Source organism: Deltaproteobacteria bacterium, from assembly GCA_016178705.1.
GTDB lineage: Bacteria > Desulfobacterota > Binatia > HRBIN30 > JACQVA1 > JACOST01.
This window is the reverse complement of record JACOST010000028.1, coordinates 834,458-849,945: the sequence shown is the minus strand read 5'-3', so window position 1 is coordinate 849,945 and position 15,488 is coordinate 834,458. Positions and strand designations below refer to the sequence as shown.

Genomic DNA, 15,488 nt, shown 5'->3' with positions numbered 1-15,488 from the left:
TCATCTTGGCCTGCTTCAGATTGTACGGCTTGTACCGCGCCATCCGCCCCTCCCCATCACCTCAGCCGTCCGAACATCCCCCAGATGCTCGCTGACCCTTGATTTACACCGACCCGCGCAGTTTTTCTACAGCCTCAACGGTCGGTGTGGAACGCAGTTGTCACCGTATGAAGTGTTCATTCACTACATCACATCTCGCCGGTTGTGACCGGCCCAAGGAGGATCTCATGATCGCTATCCAGAAGGGTCTCTTGTTCGTCATGTTCGCTGTCTGCTTTGGCTCGCCGTCCATCGTGCATGCGGTAGAGCGGGTGAGCGTCGATTCGCTGGCGATCGAAGCCAACGGTCCCAGCGGGCGCTTCGCGCCGCCGCGTATGTCGGCCGACGGCCGATTCGTTGCCTTTGAGAGCAATGCCGACAACCTCGTCCCGAACGATGCGAATGGTGCTGCCGACATCTTTGTCCACGACCGCATGACCGGCATGACGGAGCGGGTGAGCATCGCGTCCGATGGGAGTGAGGCGAGCTCCTTCAGTCAAGAGCCGGCGATCTCGGGCGACGGGCGGTTCGTGGCCTTCAATAGCCCCGCCAACAATCTCGTCCCGAACGACCACTTCAACAACGACGTCTTCGTTTACGACCGCCTAAACGCGACCATCGATCGGGTCAGCGTCGGTCCGAGCGGAGAAGAGGCGGACCCCGGCGCCAACTCGTTCGGCGCGGCGATCTCGGCCGACGGGCGCTTCGTCGCATTCACAACCTCCGCATCGAACTTCGATGTCGATTCGGATCCCGACTTCGACGTCTTCGTGAAGGACCGGCTGACCGGTAGCATCGAAAGAGCGAACGTTGCGTCTGACGGCAGTCAGTCGGCCCCTGGACTCGACAGCAACCGCCTGCCGGCGATCAGCGCGGACGGTCGGTTCGTGACGTTCTTCAGCGCCGCCGCGAACCTCGTCGCGGACGACACGAACGGGGCCACCGATCTCTTTGTGCACGACCGGCTCACGGGCGCGACCGAACGGGCAGACGTCGCTTCTGACGGCGGCCAGGCGAGTATCGGCGCAGCCGGGGACAAGTCTCCCGCCATCTCGGCCGACGGCCGTTTCGTCGCCTTCACCAGCCGCGCCCAAGATTTGTACACGACGGTCTACAACGGGCGCGACCAAATCTTCGTACGCGATCGACTGGCGGGACTGACCGAGCAGATCACGGTCGGTCTCGGCGGTACGACGGGCAACAGCGATAGCGGGAATACCTCGATTTCCGGGGACGGCCGTTTCGTCGCCTTTCAGAGCTGCAGCACGAATCTCGTCGCCGGCGACACGAGCGCGACCTGCGACGACGTCTTCGTCCATGATCGGCAGACCGGTACGACGGCGCGTGTCTCGCTCGCGTTCGACGGCGGAGAAGCGAGCGGGAACGGCTCGGACCTCATCGTCACCGCGATGTCGGGCGATGGGCGCTTAATCTCATGGGACAGCGGATCGACGAACCTTGTGCCCGCCGACACGAACGGTGTTCACGACGTCTTCGTCGCCGCGAATCCGCTCGCGAACCGGTCTCCGAGCTGCGCTGCCGCCGTTCTGGCGCCGGTGAGCACGCTGTGGCCGCCGAATCACGCCTTGGTCCGCCTCGCGGTCGCTGGAATCTCAGATCCTGACGGCGATCCGATCAATGTGACCGTCACGCAGATCACGCAGGATGAACCGCTGCTTGGTCAGGGCAGCGGAGACAAGTGCCCCGATGGGATGGGAATCGGCGGGGCAACAGCGATCGTGCGTGCTGAGCGAAACGGGACCGGTGACGGCCGCGTTTACCACGTGCACTTCGAGGCCACCGACGGCCGCGGTGGAAGCTGCATCGGCATGGCAACCGCCTGCGTTCCGCACGACATGGGCAATGGCAGCGCTTGCACTGACCAACATACGGACGTGAACGCCACCGGCCCGTGCCAGTAGAGGTGGCGGTTTGTTCCAGAGCTTCTAGACGCGAGGGCACGCATATCGCCCAAGGACGGAGGTCCCGATGACAGCCAACGGTTCAAAGCAGAACCCTGCAACCCTACGGCGCACGATCATGGCCGCGCTGCTCACACTGTCACTCGGGGCCTCCCGTGTCCCCGCCCTCACCTGCGGCACGAACATCTCCGACGACGGCTGCGCATACGTCCGCAAGTGCGCCAAGGAGGCGATGACGCAGGCCAGCGCGTATGCGGCCGCGCTCCAGAAAGCGGTGATCGCTTCGGTCGACGCCAACCTCGCCGGCAAGAACAAGGCTGCGGACGGCAACAAAGTGTGCGTCCCTTCGCTGTCGTCTCCGCCGCCCGCGTGCCTCGCCAACAATGGCGTCTGCGCCGACGGCGCGCGCAAGGGATTGACGTGCGATGGACCGGTGGCCGCCGCGCTCGGCGACCCGGAGTGTCCCGGTTACTGCAGTCTGCTTCCCACTAAGACGTGTACCGGTCCCGCCGGATGCAACCTCGTTACCGAGGGCACGTGCAAGAACTTCAACAAGGGCTGTAACCGCGCGAAGGGCTGCAATGCTTTGGCACCGAACGACACCAGCCTGTGTCTGATCAGCAACGACAAGGGCCTCGCCGGTGACATCACTAAGGCGCAGCGGAAAGTCCGCACCAAGATCGGCGCCGCCTGTCAGGACCCCTATCTCCCTGATCTCGGCCTGCCGAGCCGCGCGTGCAAAGGACGCTGCACCGCCCTCACGGCCACCGGCGAACAGTGCGCCACGATCAGCGATTGCGGCCGCTGCGATACCACGGGCCAGCATTGCGCGGTCACCGCTGATTGCACCGCAGGTGGGACATGCGTGACCACGGGCGCGTGTGTGAGCAGCGTGGACGATCTGGCGGACTGCGTGCTGGCGGGCCAAGCCCCCGACACGGTGAACGCGAGATCGGTGGACACCTTCACTCAGGCGCTCACCAAGACGGCGGTGCCGATCAATCCCCAGGGCGCCAAGACCAACAAGACGCCGCGCAAGCGTACGTTGATCAGCTTGCCGAATCTGACGCAGTTCCTGCCGGCGTTGAACGACGGCAGCGGACCTGGCGGCGATGCGGCGTCGGCGTATCTGGCGCGCTGTACCAACGCCGGCGCCTCGGATGGCCAGCCGTGCGTCGAAGATAGCGAGTGCGTGCGCGGCGGCGTGAAGGCACCGCCAGCGGCGTGCGTTCCCGACTGCTGCACGTGCGGCGGTGCGGGGACGTGCGCACCGAACCCGACTAGTGGCGTCGCGGCGGGCGCGCAGGCGTTGTGCACAGCGGCGGGTCAGACGGTCTGTGAGACCCGTGGGTCGAGCGTCGAGCCCGGCAACCTCATCGGCGCACCGACACCGAGGCTCAGCGGCGTCATTGCGACTTGCATCGTCCCGCGTTTTGCACGCGTTCCGAAGGTCACCGCCGACCTTGATGAGTCGGACAAGGGTCACTGCGCGGGCGGCACGAGCAACGGGCTCGCCTGCGACAACGACGCCGGTTGCGCGTCCCCGGGTCGCTGCAAAGGTGGTCTTGTATCGTTCGGCTTCGTGAACCTCGACACCGGCGCGATGACCTCGTTGACGCAAACCGAGCAGGAAATCCTTGTCCTGTTAGGGAGCCACTCGATCTGTCCGGTTTGCGAAGCACAACTGTGTGACAGCGGGGCGAATGCCTTCGGGCATTGCAGCGCGCTGGATGGAAGAACCGATGCAGCGTGTTTGCCCGTAGACGACAACGTCTCCTGGTCGAAGCTCGGCGTCCCTTTGATGGAGCCCAACGTGCTGAGTACGGCGGGCACGAGCTTAACGGCGGACGGCGCGAGCAAGTTCTGTGGCTACTGCGCCGGCGACTACCGCATCGGTTGTCGCACCGACGGCGGCGACTCCTGCGCCGCGAAGGGCACTACGGGACCGTGCATCGCTACCGATACCTTGCCCGGCCTGCTCGGTAACTTCGGCTACGACGACAATTCGGCGCTGAGCGGCATGCAAGCGTCTGTGAGCGGACTCGCCAATCCCTACGCGCCGACCGCCGGCGGTGTCTTTTGCGTGGGCAGGTTTACGGCGCCTTCTCCGTCTTCCGTTGTGACCAGCCCGACCTTGGTGCGCGTGCTGCAACCCTACATTCAGAACTGGACCTTCTCGACCAAGTGATCGGTTCGTGACCATCAGCACGGAGGAGCCATGAAAACCCTGTCGCTCGTAGGCCTGCTGATCGCGATCGCTGCGGCCGGACGCAGCTACGCTGTTGCGCCGCCGAACGATGAGTGCACGACGCCCATGGTGGTTTCGGTTCCAGTCTTTAGCGACACAATTGACACCGTTGACGCCACCGCCGTTGCGAGCGATCCCGAACAGTCCTGCGCCCCAGGGCAGAACTCCAACAGTGTCTGGTACAGCTTCATCGCGTCCGCCGACGGTACGATTGTCGTCAACACCGATGGGAGTGACTACGACACGGTGCTGACGGCCTATAGCGGCGGCTGTGGCGCACTGACCGAGCTGACCTGTGACGATGACGATGGGGCGGACCCCTTCACATCTGTTGCGGCGCTCGAGGTGTTGGCCGGGCAGACGATCCTGTTTGAAGTTACCCAGTTTGGCGACCCCGGAGGCGGAACGGTGGTGTTCAACTCGTATTTCGTTGCGCCCGCAACGAACGACACCTGCGCCGCGGCGACGCTGATCCCCGCGCTCCCGTTCGCTGACGCAGTGGATACTACCGCCGCGACCAGCGCTGCGAGCGATCCGCGGCAGTCGTGCACCGATGGGCCGAACGCCAACAGTGTCTGGTACAGCTTCACGGCATCGAGCAACGGGATGGTGTTCGCCCGCACCGACGGCAGTGACTACGATACGGTGCTCACCGCCTCCAGTGGTGCATGCGCGGCGCCAACCGAATTGGCGTGCAGCGATGACGTCGACCCCGACGTGACGTCGCTCGTCAAAGTGCCGGTGGTCGCCGGCCAAACCGTTCGCTTCGAGGTTGCGCAGTTCGATCAACCAGCGGGCGGTACGCTGGTGTTCCACGCGACCTTGTGTGGCGACGGCGTGCTCGATCCCTTCGAGGAGTGCGACGATGGCAACGCGGTGAACGGGGACGGCTGCGACTCCAACTGCACGCTGCCCGGTTGCGGCAACGGCGCGCTCAGTCCAGGCGAGCAGTGCGACGACGGCAATAGCGACGACGGCGACGGCTGCGCGGCCGATTGCACCTACGAGCTGATTCCGGGCGATGGTTACGGCGTGGGTTCGCGCGACGTTCACGCTTGCTTGGTGGAGTGGTCAGTCGTCAATCCGAACAATCAGCCAGCCACTGATCTCAATGGCCGGCCGCATCACACCCAGCACTGCAAGAACAACGACTCGACCTGCGACTTCGACGGCAGCGCCACGAACGATACCTGTGAGTTCCGGGTAGTGGCGTGTCTCAACAACGTCGATCCGAATCTGGCCAGCTGCCCCCAAGCTGGTGTCGCTGATCCGATTCACGTCTTGGCCCCGACGGCGCGGGATGCCGCCAACCGCGCCAGTTTGGTCAACGCCCTGCGGTCGCTGCGCGACCCGGTCACTGGCGCGACGCTGACGTTGCCGCTCAGCGAAGAGCAGACCGACGCGTGCACCGCGCCGTTCCCGATTCGCGTGCCGCTGCGGCGCACCCCCAATGGGGTCCGGCAGAAGAATCACGTCCGCTTGATCACCCGCAGCCACTCGCTGGCGAACTCACCGGTGGGGTTCTTCGATTCGGATCTCATCAACTTGATGTGCGAACCGTAAGATCCGCGCCCCGCTCACTCGCCCGCGGCGCGCTTGCGGACAATGGTCAGGCCGTCGGAGACTGACAGCATCACCGCCTGCACGCGCGCGTCGCGGGCGAGAAATTCGTTCAGGTCGCGAATCGCTTTGGTGTCGTCGCTGGCGTTCGTTTGATCGATGACCTGACCCTGCCACAGCACGTTGTCGAACAGGATGAGCCCGTTCGGCCGCAGACGCTTGAGGATTTCCTCGTAGTACACGCGGTAGCCGCTCTTGTCGGCGTCGATGAAGGCGAAGTCGACGGTCTCGCCAAGAGGTAGTGCGCGCAGCGTCTCGAGCGCCGGCGCGATACGCAGCTCGATGCGATCGGTGAGCCCCGCGCGTTGGAAGTAACGCCGCGCGATCGTCGTCCACTCCTCGCTGATGTCGCAGCACAGCAACTTACCGCCGGGCGCCAGACCGCGGGCGATGCACACGCCGCTGTAGCCGGTGAAGGTGCCGACCTCGATTGCCGAGCGCGCGCCAATCGCGCGCGCCAACAAGGTCATGAAGGCGCCTTGCTCCGGCGCGATCTCCATCATGCTGATCGGCCCGAGCGCCGAGGTTTCTCTCGACAGATCATCGAGTATCGCATCGCGCGCCGTGCCGTGCGCAACCAGATACGCATACAAGTCGGGCGTCATCCCCGTATACTTCGCGTCCATAGACCCTCCTCTGTGTGGGGTTGATCATACCGAAGGCCGCCGCAGATGCCAGATCCCAGTTGCAGAAGTCCGGCGCTCAGTGCTAGCCAGCGAGATCGTGACTTCGCTGCGCCGATTGATTGCACTGTTCGTGGTCGCACTCGCCGGGCCACATACTGCCGCGGCGCTTGATATCGCGCCGATCGCCGGCACCGCGGCCTGTGTATTCGACAGTGCGAATCCGTTGTGCGCCACGCACGACTGGAACGACGACGCCGCGGTCACCGCGGCCGATATTCCCGGCTATCTTCGTTTCACTGCAGTGGCACCCGATGAGATTCGCGTGAGCGAAAACGCGGCCGCGGTAACCCTGCGCTCGCACGTCGCGACGGCGCGGCTCGACAAGGTCACCGGCAATCTGACGCTCGGCAATGCCGCCGGCACCGGGCTCACCAACGCCGGTGTGCCGTCATTGAAAATCGGCAACAGCGCCGAACCGCTGCAGCACTTGCGCGATGTGCAGCACACCGCCCGTGGGATCGCGTTGACTGCGGACGCTGGGACGTTGACGGTGGAGTGGTCGGTCGAGTTTCCAACCGCTCGTTCCGTGCGCACGCGCCTGCGCCCCGCCGCCGGCGCACAGATCACGCGCGTCGTGAGCACGGTGAGCGCCGCACCCGGCGAACATTTCTACGGACTGACGGAGCGCACCGTCGACAACCGTGGACCGAGCGAGATCGCGCCGGGCGCAGGCGGTTCGCTCGATCGCCGTGGCGAAACGGTCACGATGGTGGTGACGCCGACGATCTCGCTCTACACGCCGTTCTTTCACAGCTCACGCGGCTACGGCGCGTATGTCGAAGGGACGATGACCGGAACCTACGATGTGGCGAAGACCGACTCTGCCATCGTCAAAATGGATTTCGAGTTTAATCGCCGCACCAACGAACACAGCCTGGTGTACTTCGTCGGTGATCACGACGCGATTCTGGATGACTACACCGCTCTTACCGGCCGGCCGTTCGTGCCGCCGCGTTGGGGCTTCCGCCATCTGCGCTGGCGGGACGAGCATCACATCGACACGCCGGCGCAGCTCGACGGCGTCGAGATGAACGCCGACCTCGTCAACGATATCACCATGTACGAAGCGCTCGACATTCCGCCCGGCAACTACGAGTTCGATCGCCCGTGGACTAGTGGCGACTCGCCGCCGTCGCCGTTCATCTCGGGCTACGCCGGCTTCGCCAGTTTCACGTTCGATCCCGAGCGCTTTCCCAACACCGACAAGATGCTCGCCGCGCTCACCCAGCGCGGCTATCACATCTTTGTCTTCGGCGCGCCGTGGGCGTTGGGCGAGTTCGCCGCCGACGCGCACCAGTTCGGCTACTACGCACCGCGCAGCAGCATCTTGATCGATTACACCAACCCGGCCGCCGCGGCGTGGTGGGCCGTCAAAGTGCAGACGCTGGTCGATCGCGGGATCTCGGGCATCAAACTCGATCGCAGCGAGTTCGACATGACGGAGCTGCCCGATGCCGTGCCCAACCGCGCCACCGACATCTTCGCCGACGGCCGCAACGGACGCGAGATGATCAACGGCTACACCATCGACTACGCGCGCGTGCACTACAACGCGTTCGCCGACAAGCTGATGAGCACCGACTTCGTGCACTATCTGCGCGCTGGGTACGCGGGCAGTCAGCAATACGGCATCTTCTGGGGGGGCGACTCGACCGGCCGCAACACGTTCGGCATCGGCGAGCCCACCGATCTCGGTCTGCGCGCCGCGATCGTGCAGCTTGCGCGCGTGGCGTTCATGGGCTTCCCGATCTGGGGCTCCGACACCGGCGGGTACTATCAGTTCGGCGATCGCGACGTCTTCGCCCGCTGGATCGAATTCAGCGCGTTCTGTCCGCTGATGGAAATCGGCGGCGGCAATCAAGGCGGCGGCCAGCACGCGCCGTGGTCGATGCCGCCCGACGGCGAGCCTGATGCGGAGATGATCGACATCTACCGCCGCTTCGTTACGCTCCATCACGAACTGGTGCCGCTGTTCTACAGCTTGGCGATCGAGGCGCACGCCAGCGGTCGTCCCCTGGCGCGTCCACTGGTGTTCGACTTTCCCGACGATCCTACCGTCGGCAATCTCTTCGATGAGTTTCTCCTCGGTCACGATCTGCTCTTCGCGCCCCTGTGGCATGTCGGCGACCGCGTTCGCGATGTACATCTCCCTGCCGGCGAATGGATCGATTACTGGGAACCCTCGCATCGCATTGACGGACCCGCCACGATCACCGCGCCGGCCCCGCTCGGACGCATCCCATTGTACGTGCGAGCGGGAGGCATCTTGCCGCTGGACGTTCACAGCGACGTGAACGGCAACGGCAGCAAGCCGCTGTCCGAGGGCCGTCTGACGCTCGACGTGTATCCGCCGAGTGGAACCGCATTCACTCTGCATGAGGACGAAGGTGATTCCACGTTCCACGTCACTCACTCCGATGGGTGCGCCCCCCCGGCGCCGTGCGAGCAATGGACGATCGAGATCGCCGGCCGCCCACGCGGATACATCGTCCGGCTCTTGGTCGATTCGGTGTCGGATGTCGCACTCGACGGGACCTCGCTGCCGCGCGTCGATTCGTTCGCCGGCCTTGAGTCTTCAGAGAGCGGCTGGTTCTTCGATGCCAGCGCCGGCCGCGTGTGGGCGAAGTTCACGACCAGCGGCACCTCATCGGGTCTGATCGTGGGGCGCTAGCTGAACCGCTCTCTGGTCAAAGCGATCACGCACCGGTTGCGCGGGTAGTGTCTCAGTTTGAATTTCCAACGGTCTTGGAACGCTCCGGCAATCATGCGATCTTGTCCGCATGCAAGGAACCCAAAGGCCAGCGCAGACCCGCCGACATGGTCGCGTGCGCGGTCCAGGTGATGGGATTGCTACCGTCGAGATTCAAGACGACGCACCCGAGACCGGCAAGGAGTACGCGCGCAAGGGCGGGCTGATCGGGGGACCAGCGCGAGCGGCGACGCTCAGCAAGAAGCGGCGATCTGAGATTGCGAAGAAGGCCGCGCGGGCGCGGTAGAAATCAAAGTAAATTAGCGGACCGGCCTTGCTTTCTGATGCCTGCCCAAGACGGGCATATCACCGCCCAGGGGTTTTTGGTTTGACATCCTGAGAATTCTGTTTTATCGGTGCCGCGTGTACCGCGATCATTGTGGTGTTGAGCTTTAATGGTGCAGGTTGTCTGGGCGCGGCTCATGCGCTAGGACTGCCTATTTGGCGGAGGTGACAATGGATAGCGCGGAACCCACGGGACGCTTGCGGGCTCTGGATCCCAATCTCCCGTTTCTCGCAGCACGGGCTGCAATCGAACTGGATAACATTATGCTGCGGAGGTCGGCAACCACGGAGGCAATCTCAGCTCTCGCTTTTGTGCTCCGATCCTCCACTGAGCTAAATTCGTCGTCGCAATGCTCCCTCCTCGATCCAATTACGGTCGAGACCCTCACGGATGCGCTCAGCGAAACACATGGGAAGCCAATAACGACCATCGCCATGTTGGTCGAGCAAGCCCGAGCTCTTGTTGTTTCGCTCATGAAGGCATCCGAAGTCGGGCAGCAGGACGACCAACGGTTGCGTGAGTTGCGCCTCTTCTGCATAGCGCTCTCGCGGATCACCAGTTCCCATCTCCAGGCAAACTACGAAAGCTCGCGCTCGCAACACCCACACCGCGTCTAAAGCAATGGATGTCTCGTGTGGTCAAGGAACACACACTCGCGCGGTTGCGGGCCGTTCTTTCAGAAATCGCCAGACTTGAATCGGCTGAATTCCCACGTGCCGATTGTCGCAAGGGTTTGGAACTCATAAAACGCCAGTTCACTGACCGCATCGCTTTGATCGAGGGACTCACGCCGCAAAATAATCCGGATGTTATCCAAGCAGCATGCGGGGAGGCACTCCAGCAGATTTTCCTGCACCTTCCTCTCCTTGGTTTCTTTCTGCGTTCCACCAATGTTAGAAACGCTTTCGAGCTACACGACCCATTATACCGGCTAGCCAAGGAACTGATCGGTCCCGGCGTAAGATTGGTACTCTCCTCCGAGTGGGAGTTTTCGCCTTTCACTTACAAGTCCCTGGTTGAACTTCCCGATTTCGTACTCATTGGGATGCCAGCCTCAGAGTCTGGCAATGGGCTCGTACTTCCTTTGGCGGGTCATGAACTCGGGCATGCCGTTTGGGCAAAGCATCGGCTGGCCGAGCACTTCCAATCACCCCTAGTCGAAGCGATCGTTGGGGAGATAAAGCGACGCTGGGAGGAATATAAAACCCACTTCCCACACGTAAACGAAGATGCCTTGCTGGACTTGGAAGGCCAGAGCACGTGGGCTCCGACATTCAAGCTGGCGCTGTCTCAGCTCGAAGAGACATTTTGCGACTTCATAGGAGTGCGTATTTTCTTCGACGCCTATCTGCACGCCTTTGCGTATCTTCTCGTTCCCGGTCTAGCCAACCGTTCACCAGACTATCCATCTATGCGCGTCAGGGCGCAGAATGTTACCAAGGCCGCGCAGCGATTCGGTACCCAGGCTCCAACGGACTACGTATCCTGGTTTTGCGAACAACTGCTTCCGTCTAGAAACGCGAGATCGGAGTTTCTTTGTTCCCTTGCGGATAAAGTTCTTGAGCAACTAGTCGATCAGTTGCTCGACAAGTCTGCCTCAATTGCTGAGGGCGCGAATATTCCACAACGGGACGACACTGAGATAAGGTCCATAGTAGAAGCATTCCGTTTGGTAACACCGGCATCCGAAGTAAAATCGCTTGCGAGTATAGCCACAGCCGGATGGGTGGCTCTTCATGACCAAGATATATGGAAGGATCGGCCAGACATCGAGAAGCGGAAGCTGGAAGTCCTCAACGAATTGGTGCTAAAGAACGTGGAGGTACTGGAGATCGAGGCATTGCTACACGAGAACACCTGAATGCTACTTTCAGCTGAAGAGATTGCACGCATACTACGGGTTGGGAACGATCCGTTAGTTATCACACCAGCACCAAACCCCGATGAGCTACGGAATAGCGGCGCGGGCGCGGTTGATCTTCGATTGGGTACATGGTTCATGACGCCGCGTCATCCACGTATCGGCGTTCTTGAAGTTGCTGAGGGTAGAGTATCTTTCGGAGTAGAGGACGAGATCATGCGACGCCATTACGTCGCATTTGGTGAGCGATTCATCCTACATCCGCGCGCCTTTGTTTTGGCAGCTACCCTCGAATGGTTACGCCTTCCACGAAGTCTCGCAGGATATATCATGGGGAGATCTTCATGGGGCAGGAGGGGACTAATTATAGCGACCGCTTCCGGCGTTCATCCTGGGTTTACCGGATGTCTTACGCTTGAATTGACCAATGTAGGTGAAGTCCCTATCGACATCCGGCCCGGCATGGCGATTTGCCAGCTGTTCCTTCATGAGACGAAAGGGTCCACGGTGGCAGATGGGAGCGGCTTCGTTGGTGCGCGTCGCCCAGCTCTTGGTAGGATCGAACTCGATCGAATCGCAAGGGCGTTGAGGAAGCCCGGGGCCACTTGAACCAGACCGCAAACTTTTCGGAGGTGACTTAACTTTCGAGCTTATTTCTTGGCTTGGAAACGGGTCCCGCCGTCATATTTATCTGCGTTGCGCGACCTTTACGTTCCGTACCTTCATTCACGGGCCAAAGCCAGAACTACAGGAAGGTTCAAACGACCTTAAGCTCGAACGGAATGTCGCCGCCAATATCCACAGTGATCCGCCCAGCTGTTCCATGCGTAGAACATGCGTACCAGGACCTCGATAAAGGATGGCCTTGATTTTGACAAATGTCCGTGGGCGGGGAGCAGTTTCGAGGTTCATTCCGAGTTCAGGACGTTGGACTGGCTGACTATCGCGCGAGGTGACGAAGGTCATCCTGCATTTGGAACGTTCGGGAACCGCCAGATCTTTTCGCCTCCACGAGCTGAGGATTTGCAACTTGATGGGAACGGTGCCCGTTGGAGAGTCAATTCGGCGGAAGTGGTTGTCCAGGCGTAAACTGGATCAACACTTCCTACGATCACTGAGACGCTACCATCTGTGTGAAGCGGCTTGTTACTCGTCTTCCCCTGGTGCAGGATGCCGCCCATGCACTTTGGAATTCACCTCCCTCACTTCGGCCGCTTCGGTACCACCGAGAACATTCGCCGTATCGCCGAGACCGCGGAAGCGCTCGACTACGATTCGATTTGGGTCAGCGATCACGTCGTCGCGCCTAGCGTCGTGCTCGGCTACTTCGGATCGAGCTTCTGGGAACCGCTGACCGTGCTCACCTACGCGGCGGCGGTCACCAAGAAAGTGCGACTCGGCACCAGCGTGATCATCGTGCCCTACCGCGATCCGCTGATCACCGCGAAGACGATCGCGACCATCGATCAACTGTCGCACGGGCGGGTCATCTTCGGCGCGGCGTCGGGATGGTTGGAGCCCGAGTTTGAAGCGCTCGGTCAGAAGTTTGCTGAGCGTGGCGAACAGACCGACGAGTATCTGCGGATCTACAAGGAAGCGTGGACGAAAGAGGATCCGGAGTTTCAGGGCCGCTATCGCACGTTCAAGGACTTGAAGTTCGAACCGAAGCCAGTGCAGCAACCGTATCCACCGCTGTGGATCGGCGGCATCAGCAAGCGCGCCATTCGGCGCGCCGTCGAATTCGGCGACGGCTGGCAACCGGTGCGCACCTCGCTCGGCGACACCAAGGATTGCATCGCCACACTGCGCCGTACAGCGGAGCGTAGGGGACGCGCGCTGGATCGTTTCACGATCTCGCTGCGGTTGCCGACCTGGTTTGCCGACGCCAAGGGCAGCGACGATGGTCAGATGATCACCACCGCCGACGACATGGTGGCGCGTCTCGCCGCCTATCGCGAGATCGGTGTCGGTGACGTGCTGGTCGATTTTTTCCTCGGCATCCCGCACGACCCGGCGACGTCGGTCGATACCTTCGTGCGTGCGATGGAGCGCTTCGCGCGCGACGTGCGGCCGAAGGTGTCGTGAACGCTATCGTGAGCGTTGTCGTGAGTGGTGTAGCAACGTCATTGAAGCATCGGGAGCAAGCATGAACGCGGCGATTCAGGTCGAAGGACTCGATCACTTCGTACTCCGCGTTCGCGATCTCGACGCGTCGCTGCGTTTCTATGGCGAGCTGCTCGGCTTGCCGATCGAGTTCCTCGATCAGTACCGCGCCGGTACGCGGCCGTTTGTTTCGGCGCGGGTCGGCGGGCAGCTCATCGACCTTGTTCCCGACTCGACCTACGATCCCGCGGTCGGTATGAACGCCGGCGGCTTCATGCACCTGTGCGTGCGAGTCGCGCAGCCGCCGCTGATCGAGCTGATCGCGCTGCTCAAGTCGCGCGGCATCGAGTTGATCGACGACCAGCCGGTGCCAAGGATGGGCGCGACCGGGATGGGACTGTCGATCTATGTTCGCGACCCCGACGGATACATCGTGGAGCTGAAGGAGGGCGGGGTTGGCGGTTAGGGATTGGGGACTGGGATGAAAAGACTTCTGCAGTTTTGCATGTGGTCGGCGCTGCTGCCGCTCAGCGCTCAGGCGACCGACATCGATTGGCGGCAGGCGGGAGATCAGGCGGCGCAGTTGCTGAGCGCGTACATTCGGATCGACACGACCAATCCGCCGGGCAACGAAATCGCTGCGGCGAAGTTTCTCGCCGCGCAGTTCAAGCACGCCGGTATCGACAACCAAGTGTTGCAGTCGAGTAAGGGGCGCGGGATCGTGGTCGCGCGTCTCGCCGGCACGGGCGCGGAGAGGCCGCTGGTGTTGCTCAATCACCTCGATGTCGTGCCCGCGGATGCCAGCGGCTGGGACCTGCCGCCGTTCTCCGGCACGATTCGCGACGGCTACGTCTGGGGTCGTGGAGCGATGGATTGCAAAGGCGTCGGCGCGGTCGATGCCACCGCCATGATCGCGCTCAAGCGCGCCGGGGTTCACCTCAAGCGCGATCTCATCTTCGTCGGTACCGCGGATGAAGAGGCCGGTGGGCTCAACGGTGCCGGTTGGTTTGCCGACCATCACCTCGATCTCGTGCGCAACGCCGAGTTCCTGTTGAACGAAGGCGGCGCCATCCAGATCCGCGCCGATGGCAGCCGCGCCTACGAGGTCGCGGTGTCGGAGAAGACGCCGTGCTGGCTGAAACTGACCGCCACCGGCGAGGCGGGGCACGGCTCCGCGCCGCGGCCGGAGACGGCGGTGACGCGCCTGGTCGGCGCACTCGACCGCTTGCACCACTATCAACCCGAGGTGCGCGTGGTGCCCGAGGTCGCCGCCTACTACGCCGCGCTTGCCGACACCGCGCCGGAGGCCCGCCGCGCGGGCTACCGCGACTTGAAGCTGGCGCTGGGTGACGCCGACTTTCGCACTGAGTTCCTCGCCGATCGTCACGATGCCGCGTTGGTCCGCGACACCACTGCGCCGACGGTGTTGAACGCGAGCAACAAGACCAACGTCATCCCGCGCACCGCGACCGCCGAGGTCGATTGCCGCCTCCTGCCCGACGAGAATCCCGAGACGTTCATTCAGGCCGTCACGCAAGTCGTCAACGACGACGCGATCACGATCGAGAAGCTGCTCAGCTTCCCGCCGTCGTCGTCGCCGACCGACACCCCGCTGTATCGCGCGGTGCAAGCGGTTGCCGCGCGCGAGCATATCCCGGTGGTGCCGAGCGTGCTGACAGGATTCACCGACAGTCATTACTTCCGCACCAAGGGTATCGTCAGTTACGGCTTCGTTCCATTTGAAGTCAGCGAAGACGAGGACAGTCGTGTCCACGGCACCAACGAGCGGCTCTCAATCGAAAATCTCCGCAACGGCACGCGTCGACTGATCGAGATCGTGGAGGCCTTGGATCAGGGATCGTAGGAGCCGGATAGTCTACAACGGATTAAACGGATTGAACGGATTTCCGGAAGAAGATTCGAAGTATGTGGCCGAATCCGCTCGATCTGTTCAATCCGTTGTAAAACCTCCGT

11 protein-coding genes are annotated in these 15,488 nt (G+C 62.3%); 10 read left to right on the top strand and 1 reads right to left on the bottom strand.

The genetic code is table 11. From position 1 onward, the window contains the following. Positions 1–227 precede the first annotated feature (227 nt). The 3 genes from HYR72_20820 to HYR72_20810 all read left to right on the top strand — a co-directional run bounded on the left by HYR72_20820 (position 228) and on the right by HYR72_20810 (position 5,772). Positions 228–1,961 (top strand): PD40 domain-containing protein, encoded by a 1,734-nt coding sequence (locus HYR72_20820; protein ID MBI1817425.1) that lies wholly within the window; start codon positions 228–230, stop codon positions 1,959–1,961. 67 nt (positions 1,962–2,028) lie between these two features. Then, positions 2,029–4,149 carry a hypothetical protein gene (locus HYR72_20815; GenBank protein MBI1817424.1) on the top strand — a complete coding sequence of 707 codons (2,121 nt, stop codon included), beginning with the start codon at positions 2,029–2,031 and terminating at the stop codon, positions 4,147–4,149. A gap of 30 nt (positions 4,150–4,179) precedes the next feature. Beyond that, entirely contained in the window at positions 4,180–5,772 is a 1,593-nt protein-coding gene (locus HYR72_20810; protein ID MBI1817423.1) for a DUF4215 domain-containing protein, read from the top strand. Positions 5,773–5,786: 14 nt separating this feature from the next. On the opposite strand, the gene HYR72_20805 is transcribed toward HYR72_20810, so the two are convergent. Further along, positions 5,787–6,434 (bottom strand): O-methyltransferase, encoded by a 648-nt coding sequence (locus HYR72_20805; GenBank protein ID MBI1817422.1) that lies wholly within the window; start codon positions 6,432–6,434, stop codon positions 5,787–5,789. A gap of 118 nt (positions 6,435–6,552) precedes the next feature. Here HYR72_20805 and HYR72_20800 point away from each other — a divergent pair, with 118 nt between their 5' ends. The 7 genes from HYR72_20800 to HYR72_20770 all read left to right on the top strand — a co-directional run bounded on the left by HYR72_20800 (position 6,553) and on the right by HYR72_20770 (position 15,378). Further along, positions 6,553–9,186: a hypothetical protein gene (locus HYR72_20800; protein MBI1817421.1), complete on the top strand. Its 2,634-nt coding sequence runs from the start codon at positions 6,553–6,555 to the stop codon at positions 9,184–9,186. A 154-nt stretch (positions 9,187–9,340) separates the two neighbouring features. Continuing rightward, complete coding sequence (locus HYR72_20795; GenBank protein ID MBI1817420.1) at positions 9,341–9,511, top strand: hypothetical protein; 171 nt, start codon at positions 9,341–9,343, stop codon at positions 9,509–9,511. Between the two features lie 673 nt (positions 9,512–10,184). After that, positions 10,185–11,411, top strand: coding sequence for a hypothetical protein (locus tag HYR72_20790; protein MBI1817419.1), 1,227 nt, complete (start codon positions 10,185–10,187; stop codon positions 11,409–11,411). After that, the gene (gene dcd / locus HYR72_20785; protein ID MBI1817418.1) at positions 11,412–12,020 is read left to right on the top strand and encodes a dCTP deaminase; all 609 of its coding nucleotides are present in this window, start codon (positions 11,412–11,414) and stop codon (positions 12,018–12,020) included. A 570-nt stretch (positions 12,021–12,590) separates the two neighbouring features. Next, entirely contained in the window at positions 12,591–13,496 is a 906-nt protein-coding gene (locus HYR72_20780; GenBank protein MBI1817417.1) for an LLM class F420-dependent oxidoreductase, read from the top strand. Between the two features lie 61 nt (positions 13,497–13,557). Next, positions 13,558–13,980, top strand: coding sequence for a VOC family protein (locus tag HYR72_20775; GenBank protein MBI1817416.1), 423 nt, complete (start codon positions 13,558–13,560; stop codon positions 13,978–13,980). A 15-nt stretch (positions 13,981–13,995) separates the two neighbouring features. Next, the gene (locus HYR72_20770) at positions 13,996–15,378 is read left to right on the top strand and encodes a M20/M25/M40 family metallo-hydrolase (protein ID MBI1817415.1); all 1,383 of its coding nucleotides are present in this window, start codon (positions 13,996–13,998) and stop codon (positions 15,376–15,378) included. Positions 15,379–15,488 lie beyond the last annotated feature (110 nt).

What these genes read in the sequence shown, in the direction of transcription:
- HYR72_20810 (MBI1817423.1), top strand. Translation starts at nt 4,180, where the DNA reads ATGAAAACCCTGTCGCTCGTAGGCCTGCTGATCGCGATCGCTGCGGCC.
- HYR72_20805 (MBI1817422.1), bottom strand. Translation starts at nt 6,434, where the DNA reads ATGACGCCCGACTTGTATGCGTATCTGGTTGCGCACGGCACGGCGCGC.
- HYR72_20820 (MBI1817425.1), top strand. Translation starts at nt 228, where the DNA reads ATGATCGCTATCCAGAAGGGTCTCTTGTTCGTCATGTTCGCTGTCTGC.
- HYR72_20775 (MBI1817416.1), top strand. Translation starts at nt 13,558, where the DNA reads ATGAACGCGGCGATTCAGGTCGAAGGACTCGATCACTTCGTACTCCGC.
- HYR72_20770 (MBI1817415.1), top strand. Translation starts at nt 13,996, where the DNA reads ATGAAAAGACTTCTGCAGTTTTGCATGTGGTCGGCGCTGCTGCCGCTC.
- HYR72_20780 (MBI1817417.1), top strand. Translation starts at nt 12,591, where the DNA reads ATGCACTTTGGAATTCACCTCCCTCACTTCGGCCGCTTCGGTACCACC.
- dcd (MBI1817418.1), top strand. Translation starts at nt 11,412, where the DNA reads ATGCTACTTTCAGCTGAAGAGATTGCACGCATACTACGGGTTGGGAAC.
- HYR72_20815 (MBI1817424.1), top strand. Translation starts at nt 2,029, where the DNA reads ATGACAGCCAACGGTTCAAAGCAGAACCCTGCAACCCTACGGCGCACG.